This is a genomic window from Streptomyces sp. NPDC000941 (assembly GCF_053599555.1).
Window position 1 is genome coordinate 1 of record NZ_JBSFMM010000077.1, and the last position, 25,266, is coordinate 25,266.

Sequence of the window (25,266 nt, forward strand, 5' to 3'; positions counted from 1 at the left end):
CTGTGGGTTTCCGGGTCCGGCGGCCGGGCCGGGGAAGCCGTAGCCGCCCTGCTGCGGGCCCGCCGGGGCCTGGCCGGGGGCCGCCGGGGAAGCCTGAGGGCCGGTCGGGGTGCCGGGGGCGGGCTGCCCCTCGGTGCCCGGGGCCGGCGGCGGCCACGCGGCGGCCTGCTGTGCGAACGAGCCGTCCGCACCGGGCCCGCCGGTCGCGCCGGGCGCCTGCTGCGGGGCGTCCGTACGCTGCTGCGGAAGCGGTGCGCCCGGACCCGCGGCAGCGGCGCCCTGGGCCGACCACGCCGCGCCCGGGACGGGCTGTGCGCCGCCACCCGGCGCTTCGGCCGCGCCCGGCGCGCCCGTAGCACCGCCCGCGCTCTGCGGCGCGGCGGGCTGGAAGTCCGGGGGCAGCGGGGGCAGACCGGCCTGCGGAGCGCCCGGCGGGGCCCACGCGGCGGGCTGCTGGCCGGACTGCGGCGGCTGCCCGGCGGGCGGCGCGTCCTGGGGTCCGGGCTCGGAGCCCTGGCCCTCAGGCGGCACAGGGTCCGCCCCTTCGGTGCTTTTGGCTCTGCGCTCGGCGATGTCGCGGCGCAGGGAGGCGGTGGAGAACCGCAGGGTGCCCTCGCTGCGCACATCGCCGCTCTGCGCCGCGTCGGCGGGCGGGGCGGCGTCGGCGGGCGCGGGAGGGGCGGGGGGCACGTCGGCGGGAACAGCATCGGACGGCTCGGCCCCACCGGGACCATCAGCGCCGCCGGTCCCGTCGCCCGCCCGCTCCGCGATCTCACGGTGCAGGGCGGCGGGGGAGAACCGCATGGTGGCGTGGCCACCCACGTCGCCGGAACCGGAACCGGAACCGGAATCGGTACTGGAACCGGTACCGGAACCGGAATCGCCGGGCTGCGGCGCCGCGTCGTCCCGGACGTGGCCGGAACCGGTCGCGGCCGTGCCGGCGTCCGCTGTCGCGGGGGCCTCGGCGACATCGGCGACCTGGGGAGCCGCGGGCTCCCGCCCCTCGGGGGCGTCGCCCGCGCCCGGGGCCTGGCCCGCCGCGTGGCCGTCCCCGGCCGGTCCCTCCCCACCGGCCCCGGACGGCGACGCGGTGTCAGCTGTCGGGGCGTCAGCCGTGGGAGGGGCGGGAACCGTGGGAGGGGCTGGAGCGCTGGGCTGGAGCGTGTAGTCGGATGAATCCGGCAAATCCGACGGCGCGCCCGACGCTTGGGGGCGCTCGGCGGCGAACTCGCCCGCGGCCTGCCCCACGGGGGTTCCGGCGGGGGGAGTGCCGGGGGCGGACGCACCCGCCGCCGGCCACGCGGGTGTGAAGCCGTGCGGCTCGGGAACCCCGGGCGTAGCCACCGGACCGCCCGCCGGGGGCGGAGGCGGCGCCGATGCGCTCCCGCCGACCCCGGCACCCGGACCGCCCGGCGCCGCCGACGACGAGGAGGCGTTCTGCGTGTACCAGGCAGGCGGGGTGTAATCGATGGTGAATTCGCCCGTGTGCTCGGTCTCCGCGTCGGACCGATCATCGCCGGGTGTGGTTCCGCCCGCGCGGATCTCGTCCCGATCGCTACTCACAATGCCTCCTGGTGTGGTCGAGCACCTTTGAAATTCTTGGCGAGGCCGATCGTTGCCGATCGTTACTGTCGTCCGACCGCTCGGCTTTCCCCGTTGCGACGCCGGGAACCCGAGATCAGGTTCTCCATCGTGCACACCAAGACTAATCACCATGGGCGCCGTGGGGGCAGGCCCGTCCCCGCCCTCGAACCTGTCCGGTACCGGACGCACGTGTCATGGCAACATCCCGTATGCCGCGCGCACACTTTCTCCTTGTACCTCTTCGCGCGCTGTGCCCGTCAATACGCCCATGGCCCGGCGCGCGTACGGACCGGGCGGCGCCAACAGGTGGCCGCACGACCATCGGTGTACCCCTGCCCCGGGTGATACAAAGATTCCCCGCTCGAATGCCCTTCGTACAGCGGGATCCCGACCGAATCGCTCCTTTCCGGGAGGAACGGCCTTCTGGATCGCGGGGGGAGGCCGACCGGTCCGTGGACCCGGGTAAGAGGTAAGCGCGATGCCGCAACCGCCGCAGCCGCCCCAGCCCCCCGACCGGCCGCCGTCGCCTCCGGCGGGCGGTGGACGAGAGCGTGACAGACGTCGCAAGTCCCTTGTCGTCGGCGCGGCCGTGGCCGCCCTGTTCGCTTCGGTGGGAGTCGGGGTGTGGGCCGCGGTGGGGTACGGCGGCGGGCGGCCCGACGCCGGGCCGAGGACGCGGGACACCGACCGGGCCGGACGGCATACGGACGCGGTCCCGACCGGGCCCAACGGCGGGCCCGGCACCACCAGCGGTCGGCACGGCGGCGAGAGCGGCCCCGACGATGCGCGCCGGCCGGGCGAGGCGAGGGTGCTGTTCCGGAAACCCGCGCCCCGGGCCCCCAAGACCGGCGCCGACATCCCCGGCTTCTGGGTGATGGACGGTTATGTCGTCAAGCCCGTCCAGAACAGGGTCATCGCCTACGGCGACCACGGCGAGCCCAAGTGGACCGTCAAGCTCCGTGATGCGGTGTGCGCGGTCCCCGAATCCCCCACCGACGGCAAGGTGGTCATCGCCTACCGCGGCGGCGGTAAGGACGAGTGCGGTCGGCTGGCGCTCATCGACCTCGACAAGGGCGTCAAGCTCTGGGACCGGCGCGCCCCGTATACGGCCCCCTCCGCACCGGACGCCCCCACCCCACGAGCCGCCACTCAGGGCGCCTCCACTCCCCATGCCGCCACTGCCTCCGGCGGCGACCACCTCGGCATGGGCCTGGCACAGAGCGGTGATCTGGTCGGCCTCTCCTGGTACGGCGGTTCGGCCGTCCTCAAGGTCGACGACGGCCGCCAGGTCTCGCCCGGCGCACCCGGCCCGGGCTGCGATGTGGACGGCTTCGCGGGCGGCCGGGCGTTGCTGCGCGCCTATTCCTGCGACGACGGCACCGCGGGGCTGCAGCGGATCAACACATCCACGGACGAGGTCTCCTGGACCTACCGCGTACGCAAGGGCTACAAGGTCAGCACGATCTTCTCGACCGCCCCCGTTGTCATCGCCCTCGCCGATGACCACCACAAGTCGGGTGGCGTTCTCGCGCTATCGGATCGCGGCAAGCGGCGCTCGACCCTCGACCTGGGCAAGCGGTCCTATCAACCGGAGTGCGGTCTGGACCTCTTCGGCACCAAGCTGGGCGGCTGCCGGGGCGTCGCGGTCTCCTCGGACACGCTCTACCTCCCGACCGAGCTGACGCTGGCCCGTGACGGGCGCCCGAGCAGCGAGATCCACGCCTTCGACCTGAGGACGGGGCAGCGGAAGTGGGCGGCCAAGGTGCCCGGCCGGACGCTGTTCCCGCTGAGCGCGGAGGGCGGGGCCCTGATCGCGTACGAGGAGCCGACGGACCGTACGGCGGGCTCCGTCGTGGGCATCGGCACGGGCGGCGGCAGGCCCAGGACACTGCTGCGGCTGCCGAGCGCGACCCGGGTCGCGGAGGCCGGCCTCGCCTCCGCGACCCGGGTCTACCGGAACGGCGTTTTCTATATCGCGTCCGACCGGTTGACGGGCTCGGGAGCGGCCGAAGAGATGATCATGGCTTTCTGCCGCTGACCGCCATCGGGCCGCTCACAGCAGTTCACTGCAGGTCGAATTCACCGTCCCGCGCGCCGAGCACAAAGGCGCGCCATTCGGCTTCGGTGTAGCGCAGCACCGTCTCGGGATCGGCCGAGTTCCGCATGGCGACCGCGCCGCCCGGCAGATAGGCGATCTCCACCCGGTCTTCGGAGGCGCTGCCGGGCGCGCTGAGCCACTCGACATCGGAGATGTCGAGCGCGTACAGCTCTGCCTTCTCGTTGGCGTCGGCCATTGGTGCGTACGTCCCTTCGGAAACTGCGGAAACCAACGTGCTCACGGAAAGGAGCCGCGTGGGCACGGTCGCGCCCAGTGTCGTCCGCCGAGCGCGCCGAGGCAATCGAACTTGACAGCCGCCCCGGAGCCCTTAATCGCGAACCGGCCCCTCGCTCGCCTGACTCAGTCCATCTGCCCCTCAGCCCAACTGCCCGTCAGTCCATACGGCGCGGCGCGCCCAGCAGACCCGACTCGGCGTCGGTCGGCTGCGTCGCCACGTACAGCCGCGCATGGCGGGTGCACCAGAGAGTGACCCCGTCCGCCAGCGTGGACAGCGCGGACACGTCGACGGCGGGCAACCCCATGATGCGGCCGATCTGCGTCGCCTCGTCCGGGGACACCCGCTGGATGCCGACCAGGCCCGCGTTCTCCATCAACCGGGGGGCGACCGGGCTGAGATACGGCAGCAGCGTCAGTACGGACTGCCAGGGCGCGGCGGTCACCCGACCCCGCGGCGGCCGCATCCCGGCGTCCCGGACGACCAGCACCGGGCTGCTGACCGAGGCGCCCTGCGGCGGCACCCGCCCCACGTCGTGCAGGGTGATGCACTGCTGGTTGTTGTTCGCGGCCTGGGCCAGCGACGTCCACATCTGCTGCCGGCCGGTCTCCACGGTGACCCGGGCGCCCGTGGCGACCGTGCGCAGGCCGATCACCTGCGCCGTCCACAGGCTGCCGACCAACAGGACGTTGAACGGAGAGGGGCGGTGCAGCCCCAGCACCGCGGGCTGCCCCTGCCCGTCCGCGCCGATCACGATGCCGTCGTCGCCGATGGGCAGCGCAAGCGACTCGAACTGCTCGGGCGGCACCTCATGGCGCTGCCGGCGCGGCCCGAGCAGCCCGAAGCCGGACCACTGCTTGCGCGGCGGCGCGGGCGCGGGCTCCGGCTCGGGCGCCTGCCCGGGGCCGGGAAAACCCGGACCGGAGCCAGGGCTGGGGAGACCAGGACCGGGGAATCCAGGACCGTGGCCGGGAAAACCGGCGCCGTTCGGGGCGGTTGCGGGCGTGGCCATCAGCGGGTCCCTCCCAGGGGCAGAGTGGCGAGGACACCGGGCACCTGCTCGCGGTCCAGCCGCACCAGCCCGATCCGCCCCCCGCGCGCCGTACGCTCCAGCTCCTTGCGGATGCTGACCAGCTCATCGGCGCTACGGCCGGTGATCCGCACATGGCCGCTGATGGTCGGCGCGTGCCGACCGCCCAGCTTGCCACCGCGGCGCAGCGTGAGGCTGAGGGTCGTCGACAGCGCGGGCAGCGAGGTCAGCAGCGCGGCCAGCTGGGGCAGCGGAGCCGACGCCGCATCCAACTGCGGCCAGCGACCGATCCAGTAGGCGGTGTGCCAGCGGTCGTCGCACCGCCAGGCCCGCGCGCTCTCCAGAGTGCGGCGGTTGAGCGTGTCCCGCCGCCCGGCCTGCGCCGTGGCCCGCTGGTTGGCGCTCGCGGCGGTCGCGACCGCGGCGGTCAGCGACTCCTCCGTCAGCACCGTCACCCCGAAGCCGGCCCCCTGCAGCCTGCTCGCCAGCTGGTCCGCCGCGCGCAGCAGACACCGCTGCGCGCCGCCCATGCCGCCGCCGCGCGCGGCCACGGCCTCCGGGCACAGCTCCGGGTCGAACTTCAGCGCCACCCACGTCATACGGACCGCGGGCGCGCCGGTCTGCGCCTGCAGCGGCGCGTAGTTGCGCAGGGCCAGCGACTGGGCCGGCAGATGGTACGCGGGCGCGGGCAGTGTGTGCTGGACGACCTGCGCCGACTCCAGCAGGATCCCGTCCACCTCCATGGCGTCCCGCAGCAGGGCCAGCGGGAGCGGCTGCTGCGCGCGCTGCGGCCGCAGCGGCGCGTCCACCGCCTCCACCTGAATCACCGCCGTCAGGAAGGTGCCGTCCCCGACCATGCCCACTGCGCGCCGGTCGCGGTCGATGAACGTCAGAGTACGCAGCGCCGGATCGCACTCCACGGCGATCGCGAAGCCGGGGTCCGTGCCCGCGTCGAGGGGCTTCGCCGCCAGCCGCTTGCGCCGCCGCAGCGAGCCGGCGGTGCTCAGCCACTCCGATATGGGCTGCTGACGGCGGCGTACGACGGCGAGCAGCACCAGCACCAGGCCCACGGCCGCGGCGGGCACCAGCATCAGCTCGTCGACGACCCACGCGACCAGCACGATCGCCGCGGCCATCTCGATCAGCACCAGCTGCTGCAGCCGCACCGGCCCGAAACTGCCCGACCGGGAGGCCGGCCGCGGCGTGACCGCTCCCGAGGCGGGTGGCACCGCCGATGCGGGCGCGGGGGCGGGCGAAGACCCGGAGGAAGCCCGCGGACGAGATTCGCCCGACCCTCTCCGACCGGATCCGCTCCCCGCGGTGCGTGCGCGCGTGGCGGCAGCCATCCCCGTCAGCCCCTTAAAGTCCGAAACACACCCGAAAGGCCCGGCGGACGTCCGTGGCCGGATCGTCCCCGAGCGACACGAGCCAATTCCTTCCCGGCATAGTAGAGGGTCGGTACGACACCCGGACCGAGGGCAGTGCCCGAAGGCCGAGGCCGAAAAGCGGGGAGATACGGCTAAAGATGGCATCACGGCGGGATGAGCTCAACGCCTATACATTCGCGAAGAAGCGGACAGTCGCTGCGTTCTTGCAACCCTCACCGAGCGGTACGGAGGAGGGCGCCCCGCGCCCGCTGCGTACGGTCCTCCCCGGCGTCGTCATAGGCGCCCTGATCCTCGCCGGATTCGGGGCCTGGGGCATGTTCAAGCCGGTCGCCCCCAAGGGCTGGGACGAGGTGGGCGCCCACGTCATCGTCGGCTCCAACTCCACCACCCGCTATGTCATCCTCAAGACCGACGGCAAGGTGCAGCTGCACCCCGTCCTCAACTTCGCCTCCGCCAAGCTCCTGCTCACCGGCGACAAGTCCAGCGTCGTCAAGGTGAAGGAGTCCGAGCTCGACAACGGCCACATCCCGCGCGGCCCGACGATCGGCATCCCGTACGCTCCCGACCGCCTGCCCAGCGCCGACGAGGCGGCCAAGCAGAAGGAGTGGGCCGTCTGCGAGCAGCCCGGAGGCAAGGGGAAAACCACCCAAAAGGCGGTTTTCCTTTTCTCCGATCGCGACCCGAAGGGCAAGAAGCTGCGGAGCTCGCAGCGGCTGAGCGGCGCCCAGGCCCTCTATGTGCAGGGCCAGGACGACGCCCGCTATCTGGTCGATCCACAGGGCACCAAGTATCTGATCGGCGGCGCCAAGTGGAAGCAGCTGCCGTCGGAGAAGTACGACCTCCTGCTCCGCTCCATCTTCCGGGACGGCGCCAAACCGCAGCGCGTCACCAAGGATTGGCTGGCGACCTTCCGGGACGGCGCACCCATCTCCTTCCCCGAGGTCCCGGGCCGGATCGGTGCCGACGCCGGAGTCGGCACCCTCCCGGACGACGCCGACAAGGTCGGCATGGTCCTCGAAGCGAACACCGGCACCGGCACCCAGTACTACGTCGTCCTGCAGGGCAAGGTGCAGCGCATCTCGGAGTTCATCGAAAAGCTCCTCCTCAGCAGCGAACAGCTCAAGGACCTCGGCCAGGCCGGCCGGGCGGAGCGGGTGAGCGGCGCGACCTTCACCCCGGAGGGGGACTTCTACGACAAGTACGAGTGGCCGACGAAGATCCCGGAGCAGGCCAACTCCATCGAGCAGCAGGAGACCCAGGGCAGCGCCGAGCGGGACACCGTCTGCAGCATCATGAGCGGAATGACGTCCAAGCACACGCCCGAACTGGCCACCTGGGCGGGCACCGACTTCCCCGCCACCATCCCGGACGGCGCCACCAGCGCGTACGTGACCCCGGGCTCCGGCCTGCTCTATCGCCAGGTCGCCGGCCGCCAGAACACGAGCGGCGCGATCTTTCTCGTCACGGACACCGGGCTTCGCTATGTGGTCCAGTCCAACAACGACAGTGATACAGACAAGTCGAAGATCAGCGATGGCAGTTCCGATCAGTCGGGAACCAATTCCGCGCAGCAGGACGTCAATCAGGCTCAGATAAGGCTCGGTTACAAGGAACTCATTCCGGTGCCCGTACCCGCCAACTGGTCGGAGTTCCTGCCGAGGGGACCGCGCCTGGACACCAACAGCGCCAAGCAGCCGCAGGGGTCGTAGCCGATGAGGAACACGCAGCGGAAGAGGACGAAGAAGGCACTCTTCCTATCAACAGCGGCGGCCCTCACAGCCCTCTCCGCGTCCCAAGGCCCGGCGATACCGGCGGGACCCCTATCCCTGGCGGGCACAGGCGAGTGCACATACCCCGCCAAACAGATCAAGGGCACCCCCTGGTCGCTGCAGCGCGTCCTGCTCGACCAGCTGTGGCAGGACACCAAGGGCATCGACAAGGACACCGGCCGCCCCGTTCTCGTTGCCGTCATCGACACGGGCGTCGACAACAAGAACCCACAGCTCACCGACGCGGTCGACGCCAAGCTCGGCTTCGAGGTCCGCAAACCCGGCAAGAACAGCCTGGAAAAGGGCAAGAAGGGCGACGGCACGGACGACCTGGTCGGCCACGGCACCAAGGTCGCCGGCATCATCGCCGCCCGCCCCCACGACGGCACGGGCTTCGTCGGCCTCGCACCGGCCGCCAAGATCCTTCCGATCCGCCAGAACGACGAAAAGGGCTCGGGCACCACGGACACGATGGCGGACGCCATCGACAAGGCGGTCGACAGGCGCGCCCGAGTGATCAACATCTCCCAGGACACCGTCAAACCGCTGCAGTCCAACAACAACCTAGAACGCGCGATCAACAACGCCCTGGCGCACGACGTCGTCGTCGTCGCCTCCGCCGGCAACGACGGCATCGACGGCAAGGTCAAGAAGACCTACCCCGCCGCCTACAAGGGCGTCCTCGCCGTCGGCTCCTCCGACCGCAACAACGAGCGCGCCCCCTTCTCCCAGGCCGGCGACTTCGTCGGCGTCGCGGCCCCCGGCGTCGACATGGTCTCCACCGTCCCCGGCGGCGGCCAGTGCGTCGACAACGGAACCAGCTTCTCCGCCCCCTACGTCGCCGGCGTCGCGGCCCTCATCCGTGCCAAGCACCCCAAGTGGAAGCAGCACGAGGTCGTCGCCCAAATCGAGCAGACCGCCGAACGCGCCGTCAACGGCCACGACCCCTACGTCGGCTGGGGCGTCGTGGACCCGGTCCGCGCCCTCACCGAAGACGACCACCCCATCGAGCACGTCACCCTGGACAAAGGCGCCGCCCACAACGTCGACGCCCCCCAACCCGCCACCCTCACCCTCGGCGAAACCCCCGAGGAACGCCGCGAACGCCTCGCCACCTACGTCCTGGGCGGCGGCGCCCTCCTCGTCGCGATGATCACCGGCGCGGCAGCCGTACTCCACGAACACAAGCGACGCCGCCGGGCTGCGTAGCTAAATCTGATGGGTGATTCAGGTGAATATGCGAATCGGGGTAAAGCCATGCCTGTCGGTTGCCCTGGTGCTGGCCACGGGATGCTCATCGGCGAACAGGGGCCCTGGGGAGCTCGGCTACAAGCCGAAAGTTCGCCCAAGTGAGGAAGTCGAAGCCGAGGTAGGAGCCCTGTCCGGCAGGATCTTGGGGATGCTGCAGGTGAAAGGGCAAGTCACAGACCTTGACCCAATGGCCGGCCCCTGCGACCTGAGCGGTGACGATACCGATACCGAAGGGTATCGCAGGGTTAATCATCCATGGTCTGTGTATGGAGTCGACAACAGCGTCCTGCATACGGGGATGAACAATCTCGCGGACAAGCTTCCGAAGCAGGGCTGGAAGATTGTGGCGCATGGACCGGACGCCAGCAAGAATAAAAATCTTGAAATCCTCGCTGTCCACCGGGCGACATCTACGCAGCTTGCTGTCACGTGGATGAAGGGGCTTGACGGCCACGAACCGCTGATTTCCATAGACCTCGACTCCAGGTGCTTTCGCGACTCGTCAGACTCAGACGACAAGTGACATCAAAAGAGCTCAGCAACCCGAGACCGACGTAGCAAACCACCTCAGGTCGGCGGTCGACGTCTTCATTGTCCTGGCTCGTCGGTAGGGTTGCTCCGCTGGCTTCCGTGAAGGGGGAATCGTCATCCATGGAACCGCTGCGCTCGGACGATCCCCGGCGGATCGGACCGTATGACGCGGTCGCCCGGTTCGATACGGACAGCGGCCAAGTGCCGGTCCCGGAGCGTCGCTTCATCGCCCGGCTGCCCAGCGGGGACCGTACGGCCGTTATCAGCATGCCGCTGCCGAGCGTGGACGCGGGCCGCTTCGCCGCGGAAGCGGCAGCCGCCCGGCAAGGCCTGCCCGGGACGTGGATCGCACCTGTGGTGGAGATCGGCGGCACGGCCGTAGCCCCCTGGTACGCCGTGCCGTACCTCCCCGCGCTACCCCTGACGGCCGCGGTTGCCGCCCACCGGGACCCCCTCCCGGAGCGCACGGTCCGCGCGCTGGGCGCCGCCCTCGCAGAGACCCTGGCGGCCTTACACGCCTCGGGCGTGACGCATGGCGGCCTCTCACCCGCCACGGTGCTGCTCACCACCGACGGCCCTCGTCTGACCTGCTTCGGCGCGGTACGGGCAGCAGCCCCGGACGGTGAGCAGCGATCGGGACTGCCGGGGCTCGCCTCGGGCAGCCTGCCTCCGGAGCAGATCGCGGGCGGAAGACCCCGGCCCCCGGGCGACATCTACGCCCTGGGCTCGGTGCTGGCGTACGCCGCGACGGGACACCTGGTCCCCGAACGGCGCGAACTGCCGGAGGGGCTGCGCAGGACGATCGCGCTGTGTCTCACCCGGGACGCTGCGTCCAGGCCGCAAGCGGCCCAGCTGCTACACGAGTTGATGCCTGTGGAGGGGACCGCCGGGTCCGCTTACGGTCCGCCCGCACATCACGTGACCGAGTCACACGGAACCGTTCTGGACGGCGGGGTGAGCCGGGCATCCGCGGCTCTCGGGCCTGGCTGGCTGCCGGGACGGGTCATCGCGGCACTTGCCCGGCAGTCCGCCGACCTCCTGGCCACGGAGACCGCGGCGCCGGACCGGTATGGCCCCGTCGCCGGTCTGGACGCCGACAGCATGGTGAGCCATGTCCCAGCCTCGCAGCCGTACCCGTCGGCGGCGTTCGGATCCGCGTCCATGCCCCCGGTCTCCACCGGCTTCCCCACCCCTCCTGCCCCATGACGCCCGCGCGACGCCCGCGCCTTCACAGTGGACCGACCTGATGGCCCTCCCCCTCACCCATGACGACCCGCAGCAGCTCGGCCCGTTCCGGCTCATAGCCCGGCTTGGCGGCGGCGGCATGGGCACCGTCTATCTGGGCCGCTCGCCGGGCGGGCGTACGGTCGCGCTGAAGACCATGCATGAACGGATCGCCTCGCAGGAGACGTTCCGCTCCCGATTCCAGCTGGAGATCGATGCCGCCCGTGTGATGGGTGACCGGTACGGCGCCGAGGTCGTCGACGCCGACCCCTTCGGAGCCGTCCCCTGGCTGGCCACCGAGTACGTGCTCGGCCCGCCCCTCGACGACACCGTGTCTCTCTGCGGCCCGCTCCCGGAGCGGTCGGTACGGGCTCTTGGCACTGCTCTGTGCGCCGCGCTCGGACAGTTGCACCGTTCGGCCGTCGTGCACCGCGACCTCAAACCGTCCAACATCCTGATCACCGCCTTTGGGCCGAAGGTCATCGATTTCGGTATCGCGCGGGCCATCGGCGATCAGAGGCTCACCAGCGTAGGAGTAACGGCGGGTACCCCGGCCTTCATGTCGCCGGAGCAGGCGATGGGCGCGGAGCACACCTCCGCGGGCGATGTGTTCGCACTCGCCGGCGTACTGATTTTCGCTGCCAGGGGGCACGGCCCTTTCGGCAGCGGCCAGCCGGCCGACCTGCTCTACCGGGTGCGCTTCGCGGAGCCCGACCTCGGCGGGGTACCCGAGGGGCTGCTGCCGATCCTGAGCCGCTGCCTCAGCAAGGACCCCGCTCATCGGCCGAGTATGGCCGAGCTCGCAGGCCGACTGAACCACGAGGAAGGGGAGTTCGAGGAGACGGAGTTCACGGACTACCTCCCAGAGCCGGCCCTGGCGGAGATCGGCCGACGGGCCACAGAGGTATGGCAGATCCAGCCGACGCGGCTGCCCGCGCCACCTGGATCCGTCGACGAGGCGGCTCCCCGGCCCGGCATGTCCAGACGGAAGCTCCTGACCCTCTCCGGCGGTGCGGTCCTCGGGGCAGCCGCCGCGGGCGTCGGGACGTGGGCATGGCTGACCCAGCGGGGAGAACATGCTGACACCGCTGGCCCACGGCCGACCTCCACCAGGCGCCCGTTCAACATCCCTTCACAGGCGGTGTGGTGGGCAAAGATCAACAACACGGACGAAACCTTCGCCCCGACGCCCGTCGGGGATCTGATCCTGGTGGCGAACGGCGACGGCCTTGTGGGGCTGGACGCGAAGACCGGCGAGGCGCGCTGGACCCGCAAGTGGGAAATCGGGTCGACCGCCGAGAAGTTCAAGATCGCCTGGCAAGTCGTCTCGGATGGCGAGCAAGCCTATGCCTTCATACCCGAAAACATGCCCAAGAAAGGGTTGTCAATCTACTCCGTCAACCTTAAAAGCGGCAGGCCGCGGCGCCTGGTAGGGCCGATCCCGGACCTTAACGGAGCTGAAGGAGCGCCGGCACAGGCACTGATCGTCGCTGACGGAGTGATCTATCTGGTTGCCAGAGAACGGAATGGCGACCCTTCTGGAGAGACGGGCTGGCATGAGATAGCCGCCGATCTCAAAAGCGGCAAGGAGCTCTGGCGCCAGTCGTTCAAGGGAGCCTATTCTCCAGACATCTCCAGGGACGCCATCGTCGCAAAGGCTGTGGGGAACCGTCTGGTCGTCACCCGACGACTCGGCGTACTCGACATCGTGGACGGGATCGGCGGCCGGGACACCCGCACGGGCCGGATGCTCTGGTCCTGGGACCTGTCCAGGGAACGGCTGGACTCCGATTCCTACCTTGACCCGGGCCAACTCGTTGCTGACGACGATCGTGTCTACTTCGGGACCGGGCAGCTCTACGCGTTCCGGCTCTCCGATGGAGACAAGGCATGGACGTTCGGCGAAGGCCGGGACAAGGGCGACATCGAGAAGGACACACGCCCGTATGGCAGACCCGCGGTGAAGGACGGCGTGGTGTATGTGGCCGAGGGAACCCGCGGACTCGTCGCCTTGCAGGCAGACAGCGGCAAGCTGCTGTGGGAGACCAGTCTGGGCGGTGTACCCAGTCTTCTGATCACGCCCGTCATCGGCAGGAAATACGCCTACGTCGCCATGGACGGCAACGCCAGGATCAGCGCGGTGGACCTGCATACGCACAAAGTCGCCTGGACCTTCCGTGTCCCCGATGTTTTCGATGGCGCGTTCGTGGCTCACGAGCGTGCCGGAACTCTCGTGTTGGCGAGTGGCGATTTCGTGTACGCCATCCCCTTTGAGTAACCCAACTCACCCTCGGCAGGGAGACATTCACCCCATGAACCCTCTCGGTCCTGGCGACCCCCTTCGCCTCGGCCCGTACCGCCTCGTTGCCGTGCTCGGCGATGGCGGTATGGGCAGGGTCTATCTCGGGCGGGACCGTACCGGCCGGGCCGCGGCGGTCAAAGTGCTCCGCTCGGAGCTGGCGTATGACCAGAACATGGCTCAGCGTTTCGTCCGCGAGGCGCAGGTCGCGCAGGCCGTCACCAGCACCGGTGTCGCGCGCGTACTCGGAGCGTGGTACGAGGGCGGCTGGCCGTGGATGGCGACTGAGTTCCTGGCGGGTCCGACGCTGGACCAGCACATCGATGAGTACGGGCCCTTCGACGACCAAGGTGTTCGGGAACTGGGCGCCGCCCTCGCCCGTGCGCTCCAGGACATTCACGCCGCGGGACTGGTCCACCGTGATCTCAAGCCGGCCAACATCGTGATGACGTCCTCGGGCCCCCGCATCATCGATTTCGGCATCGCGCGCCCTGAGCACGGTCTCACCCTCACCCTCACTGGCCAGATCCCGGTCACGCCCGGTTACGGTGCACCCGAGCAAGTGTTGGGGCAGCGGGTCGGCCCGCCCGCCGATGTCTTCTCTCTGGGAGCTGTGCTTGCGTACGCGGCGAGTGGAGAGCGTGCGTACGACGGCGGACACGTAGCGACGGTGCAGTACGAAGTGGTCCACGGAGAGCCCAACCTGTCCGAGGTACCAGAGCCGGTACGCGCGCTCGTCGCTCCTTGCCTCACCAAGGACCCCGCTTACCGCCCACTTCCCGAGCAGATCGCTGCGGTCTTCGCCCCGCCGCCCGGCGCCAAGCCCGGTGCCAAAAAAGTCTGGCAACTGGGAGAGCTGGCCGCTGACATCAAGCTGCGCGAGGTAGCCGCGAAGCGGCTGATCAGTCTCCCGGAAGCGCGTACTCCCTCCGCTCCCTCTCGGCGCCGTCTCATTACTGCGCTCGCGGCGGGTGGCGGCACCGTACTGGCGGCGGGCGGCGGAGGACTCGGCTGGTGGCTGCTGTCCAAGGACACCGGAGCGGGGGAGGCCCGCAGCAAACCGGCTGAAGAGGAGAGCACGAAGCCACCGAAACCGTGGGACGCGAAGCGTCTGACGGCTTCGCAGTACGAGGACGGAACCGCGCCGCCATCGCTGTGGGGACCGCAGGACGGCCCCTCCCCGGTTGTTATCGAGCCACTGCCTGTGCGCGATCTCGTCGTGGTCCATGAGGGAGGAAGCACCACGCTGGGCGCCTATAACGTGATGGACGGGACACGTAAATGGGGCACGGACGTAGGCTCGTACGCCCACTATGTCGCACCTTCCGAGGCACTCGTTGTGACCGTTGGCCCTATGGCTGTTGGCAGTACGGGAAGGCTTCTTGCCCTCGACAGTGCTACCGGCAGTAAGAAGTGGACGGCCCCCGCCAATGCCGTCCATGTCATCGCCGCGGACACCAAGAGCGTCTATTTCACGGCCAGGAGGGACCCGACATTGACCGATGTCAGCCTCCTAGGCGCCTTGGACATCGCCTCGCGCACCGCCCGCTGGACAGTTCCGGTGCCTGTGGAGTGCACACTGGTCACTCCACCCAAGGCAGTAACGGACAGCGGACGCTTGGTTCTCTGCGGCCAAAACGGCAAGGTGGTCACACTCGACACTCGCACAGGAAAACAAGTCTGGACGCTGCAGAGGCAGGCAGTGGCCATCGAGCCCATTGCCCCTGCCGTTTCCGAAGGGATCGTCTACTTGGGTGGAAAATCCCTGACAGCCCGTAATCTCGAGGATGGGGAAGAGATATGGTCGGTGCCAGCCAGAAGCGAGCTTAGGAAGAATTACGGGGGCTGGGGTGCGCCGGCGCTCGACGGCGATGCGCTGTACGCTCTGGATGGCGAGGAGATCAGCCGTCGCGACAGAAGACACGGGGATGCTGACTGGACACGTTCTCTCGGCGATGTCCTCCAGCAACTCGATCCGCCCGTAGTCCAGGGGAAGACTGTCTGGGCGAACGTCCATAACCTCGATTCGGGTGGCATCGCGGTCCTGCACAAGGACACGGGTGAACCGGCGTGGACCTATGCTCGGGACGGCAGGGGCGAGTGGGGGATGGCGGCTTCGGGAAACCGTGTGTTCCTGGTGCACAGCGGCAAATTGACGGCGATGCCGGTGTTCTGACAGCAAGCGCCACCTGTCCGGGGGTCCTGGAGGCCACGGCCGACCACGCGGGATCTGTTCACTGCGCTGGAACCACCCTGGAGGCTCCAGCTCCGTCGCCCTCAGCCTGGACGGCATCCCCGATCCGCCTGACCATGTCGCGGACGATGGCCCCAACAGAGTCGATCAGTCGTGATCGGGCAAGCACGAGCGTCGCGGCAGGACGTACAGGTCATCCTCGCCCCGGACGGCCGGCCGTCGTGGTTTCCGTAGTCCGCCTAGATCACGAACGCGACGCCACCTGCACCGGCGGCCGCAGCCTGGTCGCACCCACAACCGACTGCCCAACAAGCCGTCGCCTGCCTGCCCTGACCGACCTCGGCTACCAGAGCGCCGGGCCCAGTTTCCGTCAACCGCCCAGGAGTTCGCCACGGTAAACTCGCCGGACCAAGGTGTGGTGTTTCAGCGTTGTCATCCGATGGGCTGACTCCGTCCACGGTATCGTCAATCACCCGAGCTAAGATCACCAAGCGTCGCGAAGGTATTGCCGAGAAAGGTTGAAACTGGGACGGGTCGCTTCACCCAAGGGGAGAAGTGCGGGTTTACCAGCGAGAACCTTAGGGGCCGCTGGGAGCGATGCTCGTCGTAGCGGCAGCGTCCGGCCCATGGCTGACGGAGCGGTGGATGCGTGGGGTCCGCTGGGCGCCGATCTGTTACAGACTCGTCGATCTACTTTGACCATATGATAGTTGGGCCACGCAGGCGGGATCGCTAGAGTGGTTCAGGGCATCGTTGGTGTCATACGGGGAGGATGCGGTGGAGCCACTAGAACCGGGCGGTTCGGTGCAGTCGCCATTCGGCAAGGGCATGGCCAAGGAGGCGGAAACCTTGGCAAAGTTCAAGAGTCGGATTGACAAGGTTTTGTCCGATCTTGAGAAGTCGCCGGCGTCCAAGAAGACGATTGACGAGCAAACGATCATCCGTGCTGCTTACGGTGGCAGCATCGATTCTGCTGGTGATTTGTCCACGCTTTACGACGGCGTTCACGAGAAGCTCAAGAGCTGGTCCAAGATCTTCGGTGATCAGCTCGAAGCGATGGGCATTACGGCGCTGATTGCCGAAAAGGGAATTGACGCCGTTGATGCTGAGCAGAGGCGCCGCCTGCAGGAGATCCAGGCAGAGGCAGCGAAGAATTACCGTGATCCCGAGACCGGGCGCCCGGCGGGAGAGAAGCACGGCAGTGGCTCCAGTGGAACACTCTGAGGGGGTAGAGACGGATGAGTAAGGGGAAACCTGGCAAGTTCGATGGCTTGAGCCATTCTCAGCTCTACGCCTTGGTGCAGGGGGCTGAGCCGGACAAATTGACCAACGTGAGCTACGCGTTGATTACTGCGTTTACCGACCTGAACGGTGTCGCGGACGAGATGTTGGCACACGCCGACAACGTCAAGTGGAAGGGGCAGGGGAGCGAAGCCTTCCGTACGTGGGTCGAAGACATGTCCAAGCAGACCCGCAAGTTGGCTGACTACACGTTGCTCGTCGGTGTGAAAATGGCCGATGCCGGTTCCGGGTTGGCCCAGGTCAAGTCGGCCATACCGAAGCCGGACTCCGATGCCGCGAAGCTGGCTCCTCTCTGCTACGCAGATGAGGAGAAAGAGAAGGCTCGACTGAAGAACGAGCCTAACCGGCAAGAGGCCATCAGGCAGATCGAAAAGCTCGATTCGCACTACATGACGGCGCATACGGATATAGCGGCACTTGGGAAGCAGGAGCCGAATTTCCCAACCCTCCCAAGTGAGTTGATCCGGAAGGATGGCAGAGAGGGAGGCGAGACTCCCCTCGGGAACTCTTCCGTGGCGACAGCGTCGGGCTACGGAAGTGCAGCCCGCCCTGCTCCGCTGTCCGCTGTCGACCGCACTGTCTCGGGCCCGAAGGCCGCGCCCGTACACCCTGCTGAAGTGAGCCCCCACACGCCTGTGCCCCCGAACGTCGGCAGCGTGATCCCCGGAGTGAACGTCCCGGATCCGACCAACACGGCTATCGACTCTGTCAAGACCCCGCCGGCGCCGGACACGATCGATAGGCCCAGCACTCTTCCTCCCCTGCAGGATGTTCCCAACGTCCCCTCGAATGGCCCCAAGGTGCCCCCGGTCATTGGCCTCCCGGGGCCGCGGCCGGTCATCCCCACTGCTCCGCCTATCAGCCGAACCACTCCGGTCCCTGGCCCCGGACAACTGGGCAAGCTTCCCCCGACTGCACCAACCACGCCGCGGACTTCGAGTGTGCCCCCACGCATTCCGACGAACGATGGAATCGTCGGAGGGAAGCGCAACGTCGGGGCGACCAACGCGCCGCGGGTTCCGCGTGGCATGGTGGTCGGGGAGGAACCACACGCCCCGATGGCCCGCGGCCCCATCGGGCCGGGCGGTTACATGCACCACGGCCCCACCTCCACCGGCCCCAACGCTCCCGGACGACGACTTGTGACGGAGCCCGGAGGCATGGTTGACCGCCCGAAGGGAACCAACCCGCCTGGGCGGAGTTTGCCGCGCAGCATGGTCGTGGGGGAGGAGCGCGGTGTTCTGCCTCGTGGACCTCTGAGCGCGGGAGTTCACCCGGTCGACGGCGGCCCGCACGCTACTGGTGGCACAGGCTCGGGCCGACGGTTGACGTCGGAGCCTGGTGGTGTCACGGGAGGGACGCGGGTCCCGCGTGAGGGGCGCTCCGAGTTCACTCAGGGAGGTTCGGGGCTTGTACGTGGTAACCACGGCCCCGCCGTGGCACCGCACTCCACAGCTCTTCCGCACGGTGGTAATCAGCGTAACGCCGGGAGTAGGCCGGACTACCTCGTAGAGGACGAGGAGACCTGGTCCGGTGGTCGGCGTAACACCGTCCCGCCGGTCATTGAATAACTTACGGAAAGCTGCTCACGCGAGGAGTAACCACTAGATGCTGCTTTCATCCCTCGGAGTACGGCGTCGGGTCTTTTTGGCTCTGGCCGGTGCTGTGCTCGTTTCCGCAGGAGGTATCGCACCTCCTGCGGAGGCACAGGATATTCGCTCGAGACAGTGGTATCTCGACGCGATGAAAGCGGACGACATGTGGAAAGTGAGCCAGGGGCAAGGGGTTGTCGTCGCCGTCATCGATTCGGGGGTTAACGCTTCGCTGCCGGAGTTGCGGGGACAGGTATTGGAAGGTGCGGACGCGTCCAACAAGTCATTGAACCCTCGTCAGGACCCGGATGGTCACGGTACCAACATGGCCACTCTGATTGCCGGTACGGGTGCTGGAGGCGGGATTAAGGGTCTTGCTCCGAAAGCTAAGATCCTTCCTGTAAGGAGTGCGGCAGGTGACTGGGACGACCCTGCTGATGCCATCCTGGGAAGGTCCATTCGGTATGCTGCAGGCCATGGCGCACGGATCATCAACATCTCTTTGGGAGGGATTGGCCTCCCGAAGCAATTCCCTCTTACTCAGTCGGCTGTTCAGTATGCGCTCAAAAGGGGAAGTCTGATCTTTGCTGCCTCGGGAAACAGCGGAGACGAGAACAATCCAGTTGAGCTTCCCGCCGCAATCCCTGGTGTTGTTGCGGTAGGTGCGATTGATAGCACCGGTAAGGTGGCCAAGTGGTCTACTGCCGGTGACCAAGTGGCCTTGGTAGCGCCCGGGGTTGATATGGCCACGCACTGCACAAAGTCCAAGGGACTCTGTAATTCCTGGGGTACGAGCCAGGCCACTGCCATCGCGTCCGCTTCTGCGGCTCTCATCTGGGCCAAGCACCCCAAATGGAATAATAATCAGGTTCTGCGGGTCATGATGCAGACTGCCGGAAGGCCTAAAACCGGCGAAATCCCGAGTTCCTACGCCGGCTACGGAACCATCCGCCCCCGTAAGATCCTCCTGGATGGAGAGGGAGCCCCTGGCCCCGCCGGCGTCAACCCCTTGCTTGCCCGCGAGGGTGCGACGAACCCGAAGCCCTCCGCATCGGCCTCCGCCTCCAAGTCCCCAAGCACCGACCCAAAGTCGACGCCAACGGCCACGGACGACAAAAAGGGCGACAAGAAAACTGTCGCGGAGCCCAAGAAAAACGACGACGATAGCAGTACCTTCTGGATCGCCGTTGGCGTAGGTGTCGCCGTCCTCCTCGCGGCCGCCGTCGCCATCGTGTTCGTCCGTCGCCGCGGCAGCGCATCGGTCGGCCTATGACCAGCTGCCACTGCCGGGTGCCGGACCGGGTACTCCGCCAAGACACCCCCGGGGAGCTGGGGTGCAGCCGAGCACTGAGCTCTCGTTCAACAAATGAAATAACTGTGAACGTTGAGCGAGGTGTTGCGGACGCTTACTACAATGTGTAGGACACCTGTAAGCAGTACGATGAATCCCACGGGATTCGCGCACAGCGGTGAGTTGAAGAGCGAAACCCCATGTCAACTCACCAACACTTCATGGGGGAAGGTGGAAAATGAGCAGGCAGCACGTTAGTGACTCCGCGTTCCGTATATTCACGAATGAGCTCGACCAGTCCATCCAGGGATTCGCCAGCAACATGAAGCTCATGGCGGACATCCTCGCCACGGTGGACTCGGGCTGGCAGGGGCAGGGCGCTGGCGCCTTCAAGAAGGCTCAGATGGACCTGGAGCAGGACCACGACGCCGTCCGTCGCCTGGTCGACGGCATCCGTGAGGCCGTGGCCCTGACCCACCGTGCCAGCGGCGCGAACGACGACGACATCGCCAGTCAGCTGAAGGGCATCGACGTCAACGGCGCTGCCGCTGGCGGACACATCACCCCGGGCAGCAGCGTGGGCGGCCTCGGTGCCGGCACCGACGCCCCGATCGCTTCGTACTCGAAGGTCGACGGCTTCTAAGCCATTCAACAAGGGGTGCCTGATTGCACCGTGGCACCCCTTCAGCGACCAACAACCACGTATACAGAACTATCGAGTTGGGGGACAAGTGTCCACACCAGACGGAATGCTCGTCGACTACGAGTCGGTACTGCAGCTCGCCACGCAGCTCCGCACGGCGGCCGGCAACGTCCGCAAGGAGATGCAGGACATCCAAGGGGCTGTGAAGAAGGTCACCGCGGGCTGGGAGGGTGAGGCTCACCAGGCCATGCTCGCGGCTGAGAAGCAGTTCCAGGCCCGGGCCGACCACATTCAGGGTCTCGTGACCAGGGTCGCGACTCTGGTCGAGTCGGGCAAGGACGCGTACCACGCGACGGACGTGAAGGCGTCGAAGCTGTTCAGCGTGAGCTACTGAGCTGAGCGCTTTGCCTCCGCGATGGGGTGGGCAGCGGTTACACCGCCGCCCACCCCATCGGCGTTCTGACGGAGTCCCGCACAGGCACTGAACAGCTGAACGGTGACCGGTTCTTGCGCCGTATGCAAAAGCCGCCGGGGAGGCAGAAGCCCCCACCGGCGGCTGACAGACAGACGCAAGCAGCCGAGCCGGCGAGCCGAGCGGTTTCCCGGACGATCGGCTCGTCGGCTCATCAGTCCAGATAAATGAGGGCTTCCGACCGCGCGCTGTCGTAACGCTCCTGCCCGGAGCCGACGAGGTGCCGCGACAGCCCGGTTTCCTTGTTGTAGCCGTTCTCCTGGGCCCACCCCGCGACCATATGGTTCACCTGCTTCTGGCCGGTGGTGAAGTGATACTCGGTCTGCTGGGCCGCCGCGGCGTTCGCCTGAGCGATCTGGTCCTCTTTCCAGTCGTAGGTGGCCGCGTAGAGAATGCGGTAGGCGGCATCCGTGATGAAGCCGGTGGGTTGGCCTTTGAGGGCGCTGGCAGCAGCCTGCATGCCGCCGGTGACGACGAATTCGGCTGTCTGAATGTGATTCGCTCGCGAGACGGCGTGGTCCTTGTCGTCGCGAACGATGTCGGAGTTGATGCCGTCGTAGAAACCGAAGACGTGCGACGCCCCTTCGATGGCTGCAGCACGTTCGTTCGGATCGCTGAAGTTCGTTTGGGAAAGGGTCCCCGCAGAGTAGAACTTCTCGGCTTCGAACATCTCGCCGAATGCCTTACCGTCCTCTGCCACACCACGCATGATGCGGGTGAGGCTCTCTTTGGGAACGGACATATGGGCGTCCTTGCCACCCGTGCCGTCGTGCCACACGCCGTCCTTGTCCATGTACGGACCAGTGCCGCTCAGGATTTCATGGGTTTCGGGCGTGTAGTCGACAAGCATGCGGCCCAGGTTCGACCGCAGATTGTAGGGTACGTCGGTGCCCTTCCGGCCGTCGTCGAGGATCTTGATGGTGTCGTGCATCACCCGGGACTCGGCCTCGGTGTGGTAGCCGAGGGTGTGGTCAGAGCCCGGTACATTCCCGGTGGCGGCCGCCTCCAGCGCCGCGCCAAAGCCCATACGGGTGCCGGGGAGGTCCATGTGGCTGATGCCTATGGAGTTGGGCGAGGCCGTCGTCGGCCAATGACGATCCTTGAGCAAATACTGCAGGTGATCGTTCTTGCCGTCCGCACCGGGGTCGAGGAACGACGTCGCGACGTCGGGCTGCTGGCTCATGATGCCGAGCAGGGTGTCGAGCGGGTCGGTCGCTATGTTCTTGTGGGGGGCCAATCCGGCGCCCACCCAGGAGTCCCATCTGCCGGTCCCCATGTCATCGCTCTTCTCCAGGGCGATGATGTCGTTGCCGACGTCGGTCAAGAACTGCTTTCCGTAGTTCTTTCCGTGTGTCATCAGCTCCACGAACGACTGATACCCGTAGAGCGGGACCGTTCCCCCGTCGAAGTCCTTCGCACCCGCTTTGCGCAGGTCCTCGCGCCACTTCTTGTAGAAGGGGTCGGAGGGGGACTTGGTGGCGGTGGCCAGGGAGGTGGCCACGCCTTCCTGGAGGGCGCGGAAGTCCTTCTTGTCGTCGCCCTTGGCCAGGTCGTTGAACTTGAGGTTCAGATCGATGGTGCCCTTGGGGCCGAGGCCGGCCAGGAACGTCTGGCTGAACACCTTGTTGTGCTCGTTGTCCCGGAACAGCCGCTGGAACTCAGCCATCTCCTTGTCGCTGAGCTTGTCGCCGGAGTTGATCCGGGTAGCGAGGTCTTCGGCTTCCTTGGCCTCGACCTTCTCGATGTCGCCTTCCGCCTTGCCGTTGAACCCGCTGGCCGCGGGGTCGAGGATGTTGGGGTCCTGCACCGCCGCCTTGAGTGCGAGCTTTACGCCCTGGTCGGCGTCGTCGACCGCCCTGACTGCCGTTTCGATATGCCGGGTCCATGACTGCTCGATGCTGCGCAGTTCCGGTTCATGACGCGCGGCATTGGCCTCGGAGGCACTGGCCTTCGCATAGTCATAGCTCGCGATGCCATCCTCCGAGACCTTCATACCGGCCTTCACGGCGTCCGCGACGGCCGACTTCACCTTCCCGCGCAGATCGACGAACTGGGTATGTGCGTCCCGCAGGATCGAGGCGATGGCACGGGCTTCCTTCGGCGCCGCCGTGAACTGCTCGTCCGTCACCTGCATGTTGGGGCGCGCGACCAGCAGCGACACACCACTCCAAGTCCCGTCGAGCCCGACCGACTTGACCTTGCTGTCATAAATCTTCCGGACTGCCTCGAACTGTTTGGCGGCCTCATCCCACTTGGTGGCGGCCGTCTCGAGGAGGGACAGGTCGATGGTCATGACCTGGTGGTACGTGAGCACGGGCCCCCCTAGCCGTAGTAGTCCGAGATACGAGACGAGAACGGAACGTTGTCCGGGTACTGAGCAGACGGAACGGCCGTGGTGAGCTGCGACCCAACCTGGAAGTCATTGCCCAGGAAATACTTGTTGGTCCCGCTCAGTGCGGATTTTTCCTGCGAGAGCCGTGCTTGAAGTGCCTTGACCGAGGTGTGCCAGCCCTTGAGGGCCTCGGTGATCCCACTCCCGGTGGCCCAGTCCTTGAACTCCTTCTCGGCCTTCTCGGTCGTTTCGTCGACGCACTCGCCAGCCTTCTTCGTGTCCGGCTCGACGTCTGTTGTCAAAGCATTGACGGCGCTCTTCTTCCTGGATGAGCTCGACTTCAGGGTGAGCGTTCCAGGGAGGCTCGGACCAGAGGGGGCAGTCTGGTTGAGCTGCATGTGGGTGGACTTCGGCCCCGCGGCAGCATCAGTGCGCAGCTTGGACCACTCGTCCTCAAAGGTCATGATTCCCCCATGGCTAGGCATCAAGTGGCGCGTCGCATACGGCGATTAGCCTTCCGAAGTTAGCACGCCGGTGCCTTGTTATTCACCCCTTTCCGGGCACACTGGTCGACCGATCGGTCGGTTTGCGCCTTTCGGCCCTTGAGCGCACGGCTTCTCCTTGCGGAGAATGACGTACCGACTACGCGGCGTGTCGGAGGTTCGAATCAGTGGTGTCCGGAAGGGAAACTTACGGGGTGAGACGCGCGTGCGTCTCTTTGGGTTCCACGGCGGGCGCCATTCATGGGCTATGAAGTGGCTGTGGCCCAAGCCGTGGTAGCCCGACACCTTAAGTCATCTCGTCGGCGCCTTGGGTTAGCGGGACGTTAAGTTGAGGATGCTTCTCGTTCGGCGCTCTCAGGCAAGGGTGCCCGCCGCGATGGCGGATACGAACTCGCGCCAGGCGGGGGCGGTGAATGAGGTGTGAGTGAGGTCGGGGCGCTTGGAGTCCCTGATGGCTATCTGGCCTGGGGTGACTGCGAGCTCGACGCAGTCGTCATTGCCTCCGCTGTACGAACTCTTTCGCCAATGAGGGCCTTCGGAATGGAGTGCTGAGAGGGTGGCGTTAATGTTCTTCATGCTGCAACTCCCTCGCGATTGTCCGGAAACGTCTGCAAGTCTCTGATGGTTCCAGTGCTCGGGACCTCAAGTGGTCGAAAACCTCGATGTATCGGTCCACATCCCCGGGATCCTCAAAGCAGACGGAGTTGGTCAGATTCTCGACCCACACTACTTCGGGAGTGGGCGCAGGGAAATCCATGAGCATGAACGAACCGTAGAGACCAGCGTGTGCACCCGCTGTGAACGGCAGGAACTGGATAGTGATGCGAGGGTGCTCAGATGCATGCATTAGCCTCTCCAGTTGCTGTCTCGCAACCTCTGCCGAGCGGATGTGGCGTCGGATTGCAGCTTCGTCGATGACAGCCCACAGGGTGGGTGCATTTTCCGTATCCAGCATCTCCTGGCGCCGCATGCGTACATCAACCAGCGCCTGAACCTGCCGGGCCGACAGGTCGGGGCGCATCTCGGTGATGATCTCCCGTGCGTACGCTTCGGTCTGCAGGAGGCCGGGCACGAGCAGGGGCTGGTACGTACGTAGCGAAGTGGCGCTGGACTCCAGCGTCAAATATCCGCCGTACTGCGTGGTGTTGACCACCGTGGCGTACTTCTTCCACCACGGCCGCTTCTGAGCCTGGTCGGCCCGGACCAGATCAAGGAGGTCCTCGCGGAGGTGTGTGTCGGTGACCTCGTAGCAGTCGAGAAGTGCCTTGACGAGGAGCGGAGTGGTGCCGCGATCACCCGTCTCAATGCGGCTCAATGACCCTTGGCTGACCTCTACCAGGCGGGCGACATCAGCCAGGGTCAGCTCCGCGTCCTCGCGCAACTCTCGGAGCCGTGATGCAAGTTGGCGGCGGTACACGGACTTCGACACCGTGCTCTTCTTCCAAGCCATGGATCACAGTGTGGTGGGACGTGCGGGGAGGAGCAATCGAACACGAGGAATATTTCCTACTGACTTGCCGAGTAGCAG

19 protein-coding genes are annotated in these 25,266 nt (G+C 67.0%); 11 read left to right on the forward strand and 8 right to left on the reverse strand.

Annotated features, from left to right (window positions below):
• Window positions 1-1,563: SCO5717 family growth-regulating ATPase (locus ACWDSL_RS24350; protein ID WP_450488697.1), on the reverse strand; the 1,563-nt coding region annotated here is incomplete at its 3' end.
• A gap of 499 nt (window positions 1,564-2,062) precedes the next feature.
• Between ACWDSL_RS24350 and ACWDSL_RS24355 the strand changes: the two genes are divergently transcribed.
• Complete coding sequence (locus ACWDSL_RS24355) at window positions 2,063-3,622, forward strand: outer membrane protein assembly factor BamB family protein (RefSeq protein WP_450488698.1); 1,560 nt, start codon at window positions 2,063-2,065, stop codon at window positions 3,620-3,622.
• 25 nt (window positions 3,623-3,647) lie between these two features.
• On the opposite strand, the gene ACWDSL_RS24360 is transcribed toward ACWDSL_RS24355, so the two are convergent.
• From ACWDSL_RS24360 to eccE, 3 genes are all read right to left on the reverse strand, one after another.
• Window positions 3,648-3,878: a DUF397 domain-containing protein gene (locus tag ACWDSL_RS24360; protein ID WP_014175992.1), complete on the reverse strand. Its 231-nt coding sequence runs from the start codon at window positions 3,876-3,878 to the stop codon at window positions 3,648-3,650.
• A 196-nt stretch (window positions 3,879-4,074) separates the two neighbouring features.
• Window positions 4,075-4,929: a hypothetical protein gene (locus ACWDSL_RS24365; RefSeq protein WP_450488700.1), complete on the reverse strand. Its 855-nt coding sequence runs from the start codon at window positions 4,927-4,929 to the stop codon at window positions 4,075-4,077.
• Entirely contained in the window at window positions 4,929-6,293 is a 1,365-nt protein-coding gene (gene eccE / locus ACWDSL_RS24370; protein ID WP_450488702.1) for a type VII secretion protein EccE, read from the reverse strand. Before eccE ends, ACWDSL_RS24365 begins: the two co-directional genes overlap by 1 nt.
• Before the next feature lie 179 nt (window positions 6,294-6,472).
• Here eccE and eccB point away from each other — a divergent pair, with 179 nt between their 5' ends.
• The 10 genes from eccB (at window position 6,473) to ACWDSL_RS24420 (ending at window position 20,825) form a co-directional block, all read left to right on the forward strand.
• Entirely contained in the window at window positions 6,473-8,044 is a 1,572-nt protein-coding gene (eccB, locus tag ACWDSL_RS24375; protein ID WP_450488704.1) for a type VII secretion protein EccB, read from the forward strand.
• A gap of 3 nt (window positions 8,045-8,047) precedes the next feature.
• Entirely contained in the window at window positions 8,048-9,313 is a 1,266-nt protein-coding gene (mycP, locus tag ACWDSL_RS24380) for a type VII secretion-associated serine protease mycosin (protein ID WP_450488706.1), read from the forward strand.
• Between the two features lie 190 nt (window positions 9,314-9,503).
• Entirely contained in the window at window positions 9,504-9,878 is a 375-nt protein-coding gene (locus ACWDSL_RS24385) for a hypothetical protein (protein ID WP_450488708.1), read from the forward strand.
• A gap of 128 nt (window positions 9,879-10,006) precedes the next feature.
• Entirely contained in the window at window positions 10,007-11,092 is a 1,086-nt protein-coding gene (locus ACWDSL_RS24390) for a serine/threonine protein kinase (RefSeq protein WP_450488710.1), read from the forward strand.
• A 40-nt stretch (window positions 11,093-11,132) separates the two neighbouring features.
• Window positions 11,133-13,388 carry a protein kinase domain-containing protein gene (locus ACWDSL_RS24395; RefSeq protein ID WP_450488712.1) on the forward strand — a complete coding sequence of 752 codons (2,256 nt, stop codon included), beginning with the start codon at window positions 11,133-11,135 and terminating at the stop codon, window positions 13,386-13,388.
• A gap of 34 nt (window positions 13,389-13,422) precedes the next feature.
• Complete coding sequence (locus tag ACWDSL_RS24400; protein ID WP_450488714.1) at window positions 13,423-15,585, forward strand: protein kinase domain-containing protein; 2,163 nt, start codon at window positions 13,423-13,425, stop codon at window positions 15,583-15,585.
• A gap of 795 nt (window positions 15,586-16,380) precedes the next feature.
• On the forward strand, window positions 16,381-16,827 hold the full coding sequence (locus ACWDSL_RS24405) for a hypothetical protein (protein ID WP_450488716.1): 447 nt from the start codon (window positions 16,381-16,383) through the stop codon (window positions 16,825-16,827).
• Between the two features lie 1,686 nt (window positions 16,828-18,513).
• On the forward strand, window positions 18,514-19,770 hold the full coding sequence (locus tag ACWDSL_RS24410) for a S8 family serine peptidase (RefSeq protein WP_450488718.1): 1,257 nt from the start codon (window positions 18,514-18,516) through the stop codon (window positions 19,768-19,770).
• 256 nt (window positions 19,771-20,026) lie between these two features.
• Entirely contained in the window at window positions 20,027-20,431 is a 405-nt protein-coding gene (locus ACWDSL_RS24415) for a WXG100 family type VII secretion target (RefSeq protein ID WP_450488720.1), read from the forward strand.
• Between the two features lie 88 nt (window positions 20,432-20,519).
• The gene (locus tag ACWDSL_RS24420; protein ID WP_450488722.1) at window positions 20,520-20,825 is read left to right on the forward strand and encodes a WXG100 family type VII secretion target; all 306 of its coding nucleotides are present in this window, start codon (window positions 20,520-20,522) and stop codon (window positions 20,823-20,825) included.
• A gap of 232 nt (window positions 20,826-21,057) precedes the next feature.
• Here ACWDSL_RS24420 and ACWDSL_RS24425 read toward each other — a convergent pair whose 3' ends face one another.
• From ACWDSL_RS24425 to ACWDSL_RS24440, 4 genes are all read right to left on the reverse strand, one after another.
• Window positions 21,058-23,196: a hypothetical protein gene (locus tag ACWDSL_RS24425; protein ID WP_450488724.1), complete on the reverse strand. Its 2,139-nt coding sequence runs from the start codon at window positions 23,194-23,196 to the stop codon at window positions 21,058-21,060.
• Between the two features lie 29 nt (window positions 23,197-23,225).
• Window positions 23,226-23,699 (reverse strand): hypothetical protein, encoded by a 474-nt coding sequence (locus ACWDSL_RS24430; RefSeq protein WP_450488726.1) that lies wholly within the window; start codon window positions 23,697-23,699, stop codon window positions 23,226-23,228.
• A 393-nt stretch (window positions 23,700-24,092) separates the two neighbouring features.
• Window positions 24,093-24,314: a DUF397 domain-containing protein gene (locus ACWDSL_RS24435; protein WP_450488728.1), complete on the reverse strand. Its 222-nt coding sequence runs from the start codon at window positions 24,312-24,314 to the stop codon at window positions 24,093-24,095.
• A complete protein-coding gene (locus ACWDSL_RS24440; protein WP_450488730.1) occupies window positions 24,301-25,188 on the reverse strand; it encodes a helix-turn-helix domain-containing protein in 888 nt (295 codons plus the stop codon). The genes ACWDSL_RS24435 and ACWDSL_RS24440 overlap by 14 nt, the downstream gene beginning before the upstream one ends.
• Window positions 25,189-25,266: the final 78 nt, after the last annotated feature.

What these genes read in the sequence shown, in the direction of transcription:
- ACWDSL_RS24355 (WP_450488698.1), top strand. Translation starts at nt 2,063, where the DNA reads ATGCCGCAACCGCCGCAGCCGCCCCAGCCCCCCGACCGGCCGCCGTCG.
- ACWDSL_RS24360 (WP_014175992.1), bottom strand. Translation starts at nt 3,878, where the DNA reads ATGGCCGACGCCAACGAGAAGGCAGAGCTGTACGCGCTCGACATCTCC.
- ACWDSL_RS24365 (WP_450488700.1), bottom strand. Translation starts at nt 4,929, where the DNA reads ATGGCCACGCCCGCAACCGCCCCGAACGGCGCCGGTTTTCCCGGCCAC.
- eccE (WP_450488702.1), bottom strand. Translation starts at nt 6,293, where the DNA reads ATGGCTGCCGCCACGCGCGCACGCACCGCGGGGAGCGGATCCGGTCGG.
- eccB (WP_450488704.1), top strand. Translation starts at nt 6,473, where the DNA reads ATGGCATCACGGCGGGATGAGCTCAACGCCTATACATTCGCGAAGAAG.
- mycP (WP_450488706.1), top strand. Translation starts at nt 8,048, where the DNA reads ATGAGGAACACGCAGCGGAAGAGGACGAAGAAGGCACTCTTCCTATCA.
- ACWDSL_RS24385 (WP_450488708.1), top strand. Translation starts at nt 9,504, where the DNA reads ATGCTGCAGGTGAAAGGGCAAGTCACAGACCTTGACCCAATGGCCGGC.
- ACWDSL_RS24390 (WP_450488710.1), top strand. Translation starts at nt 10,007, where the DNA reads ATGGAACCGCTGCGCTCGGACGATCCCCGGCGGATCGGACCGTATGAC.
- ACWDSL_RS24395 (WP_450488712.1), top strand. Translation starts at nt 11,133, where the DNA reads ATGGCCCTCCCCCTCACCCATGACGACCCGCAGCAGCTCGGCCCGTTC.
- ACWDSL_RS24400 (WP_450488714.1), top strand. Translation starts at nt 13,423, where the DNA reads ATGAACCCTCTCGGTCCTGGCGACCCCCTTCGCCTCGGCCCGTACCGC.
- ACWDSL_RS24410 (WP_450488718.1), top strand. Translation starts at nt 18,514, where the DNA reads ATGCTGCTTTCATCCCTCGGAGTACGGCGTCGGGTCTTTTTGGCTCTG.
- ACWDSL_RS24415 (WP_450488720.1), top strand. Translation starts at nt 20,027, where the DNA reads ATGAGCAGGCAGCACGTTAGTGACTCCGCGTTCCGTATATTCACGAAT.
- ACWDSL_RS24425 (WP_450488724.1), bottom strand. Translation starts at nt 23,196, where the DNA reads ATGACCATCGACCTGTCCCTCCTCGAGACGGCCGCCACCAAGTGGGAT.
- ACWDSL_RS24430 (WP_450488726.1), bottom strand. Translation starts at nt 23,699, where the DNA reads ATGACCTTTGAGGACGAGTGGTCCAAGCTGCGCACTGATGCTGCCGCG.
- ACWDSL_RS24435 (WP_450488728.1), bottom strand. Translation starts at nt 24,314, where the DNA reads ATGAAGAACATTAACGCCACCCTCTCAGCACTCCATTCCGAAGGCCCT.
- ACWDSL_RS24440 (WP_450488730.1), bottom strand. Translation starts at nt 25,188, where the DNA reads ATGGCTTGGAAGAAGAGCACGGTGTCGAAGTCCGTGTACCGCCGCCAA.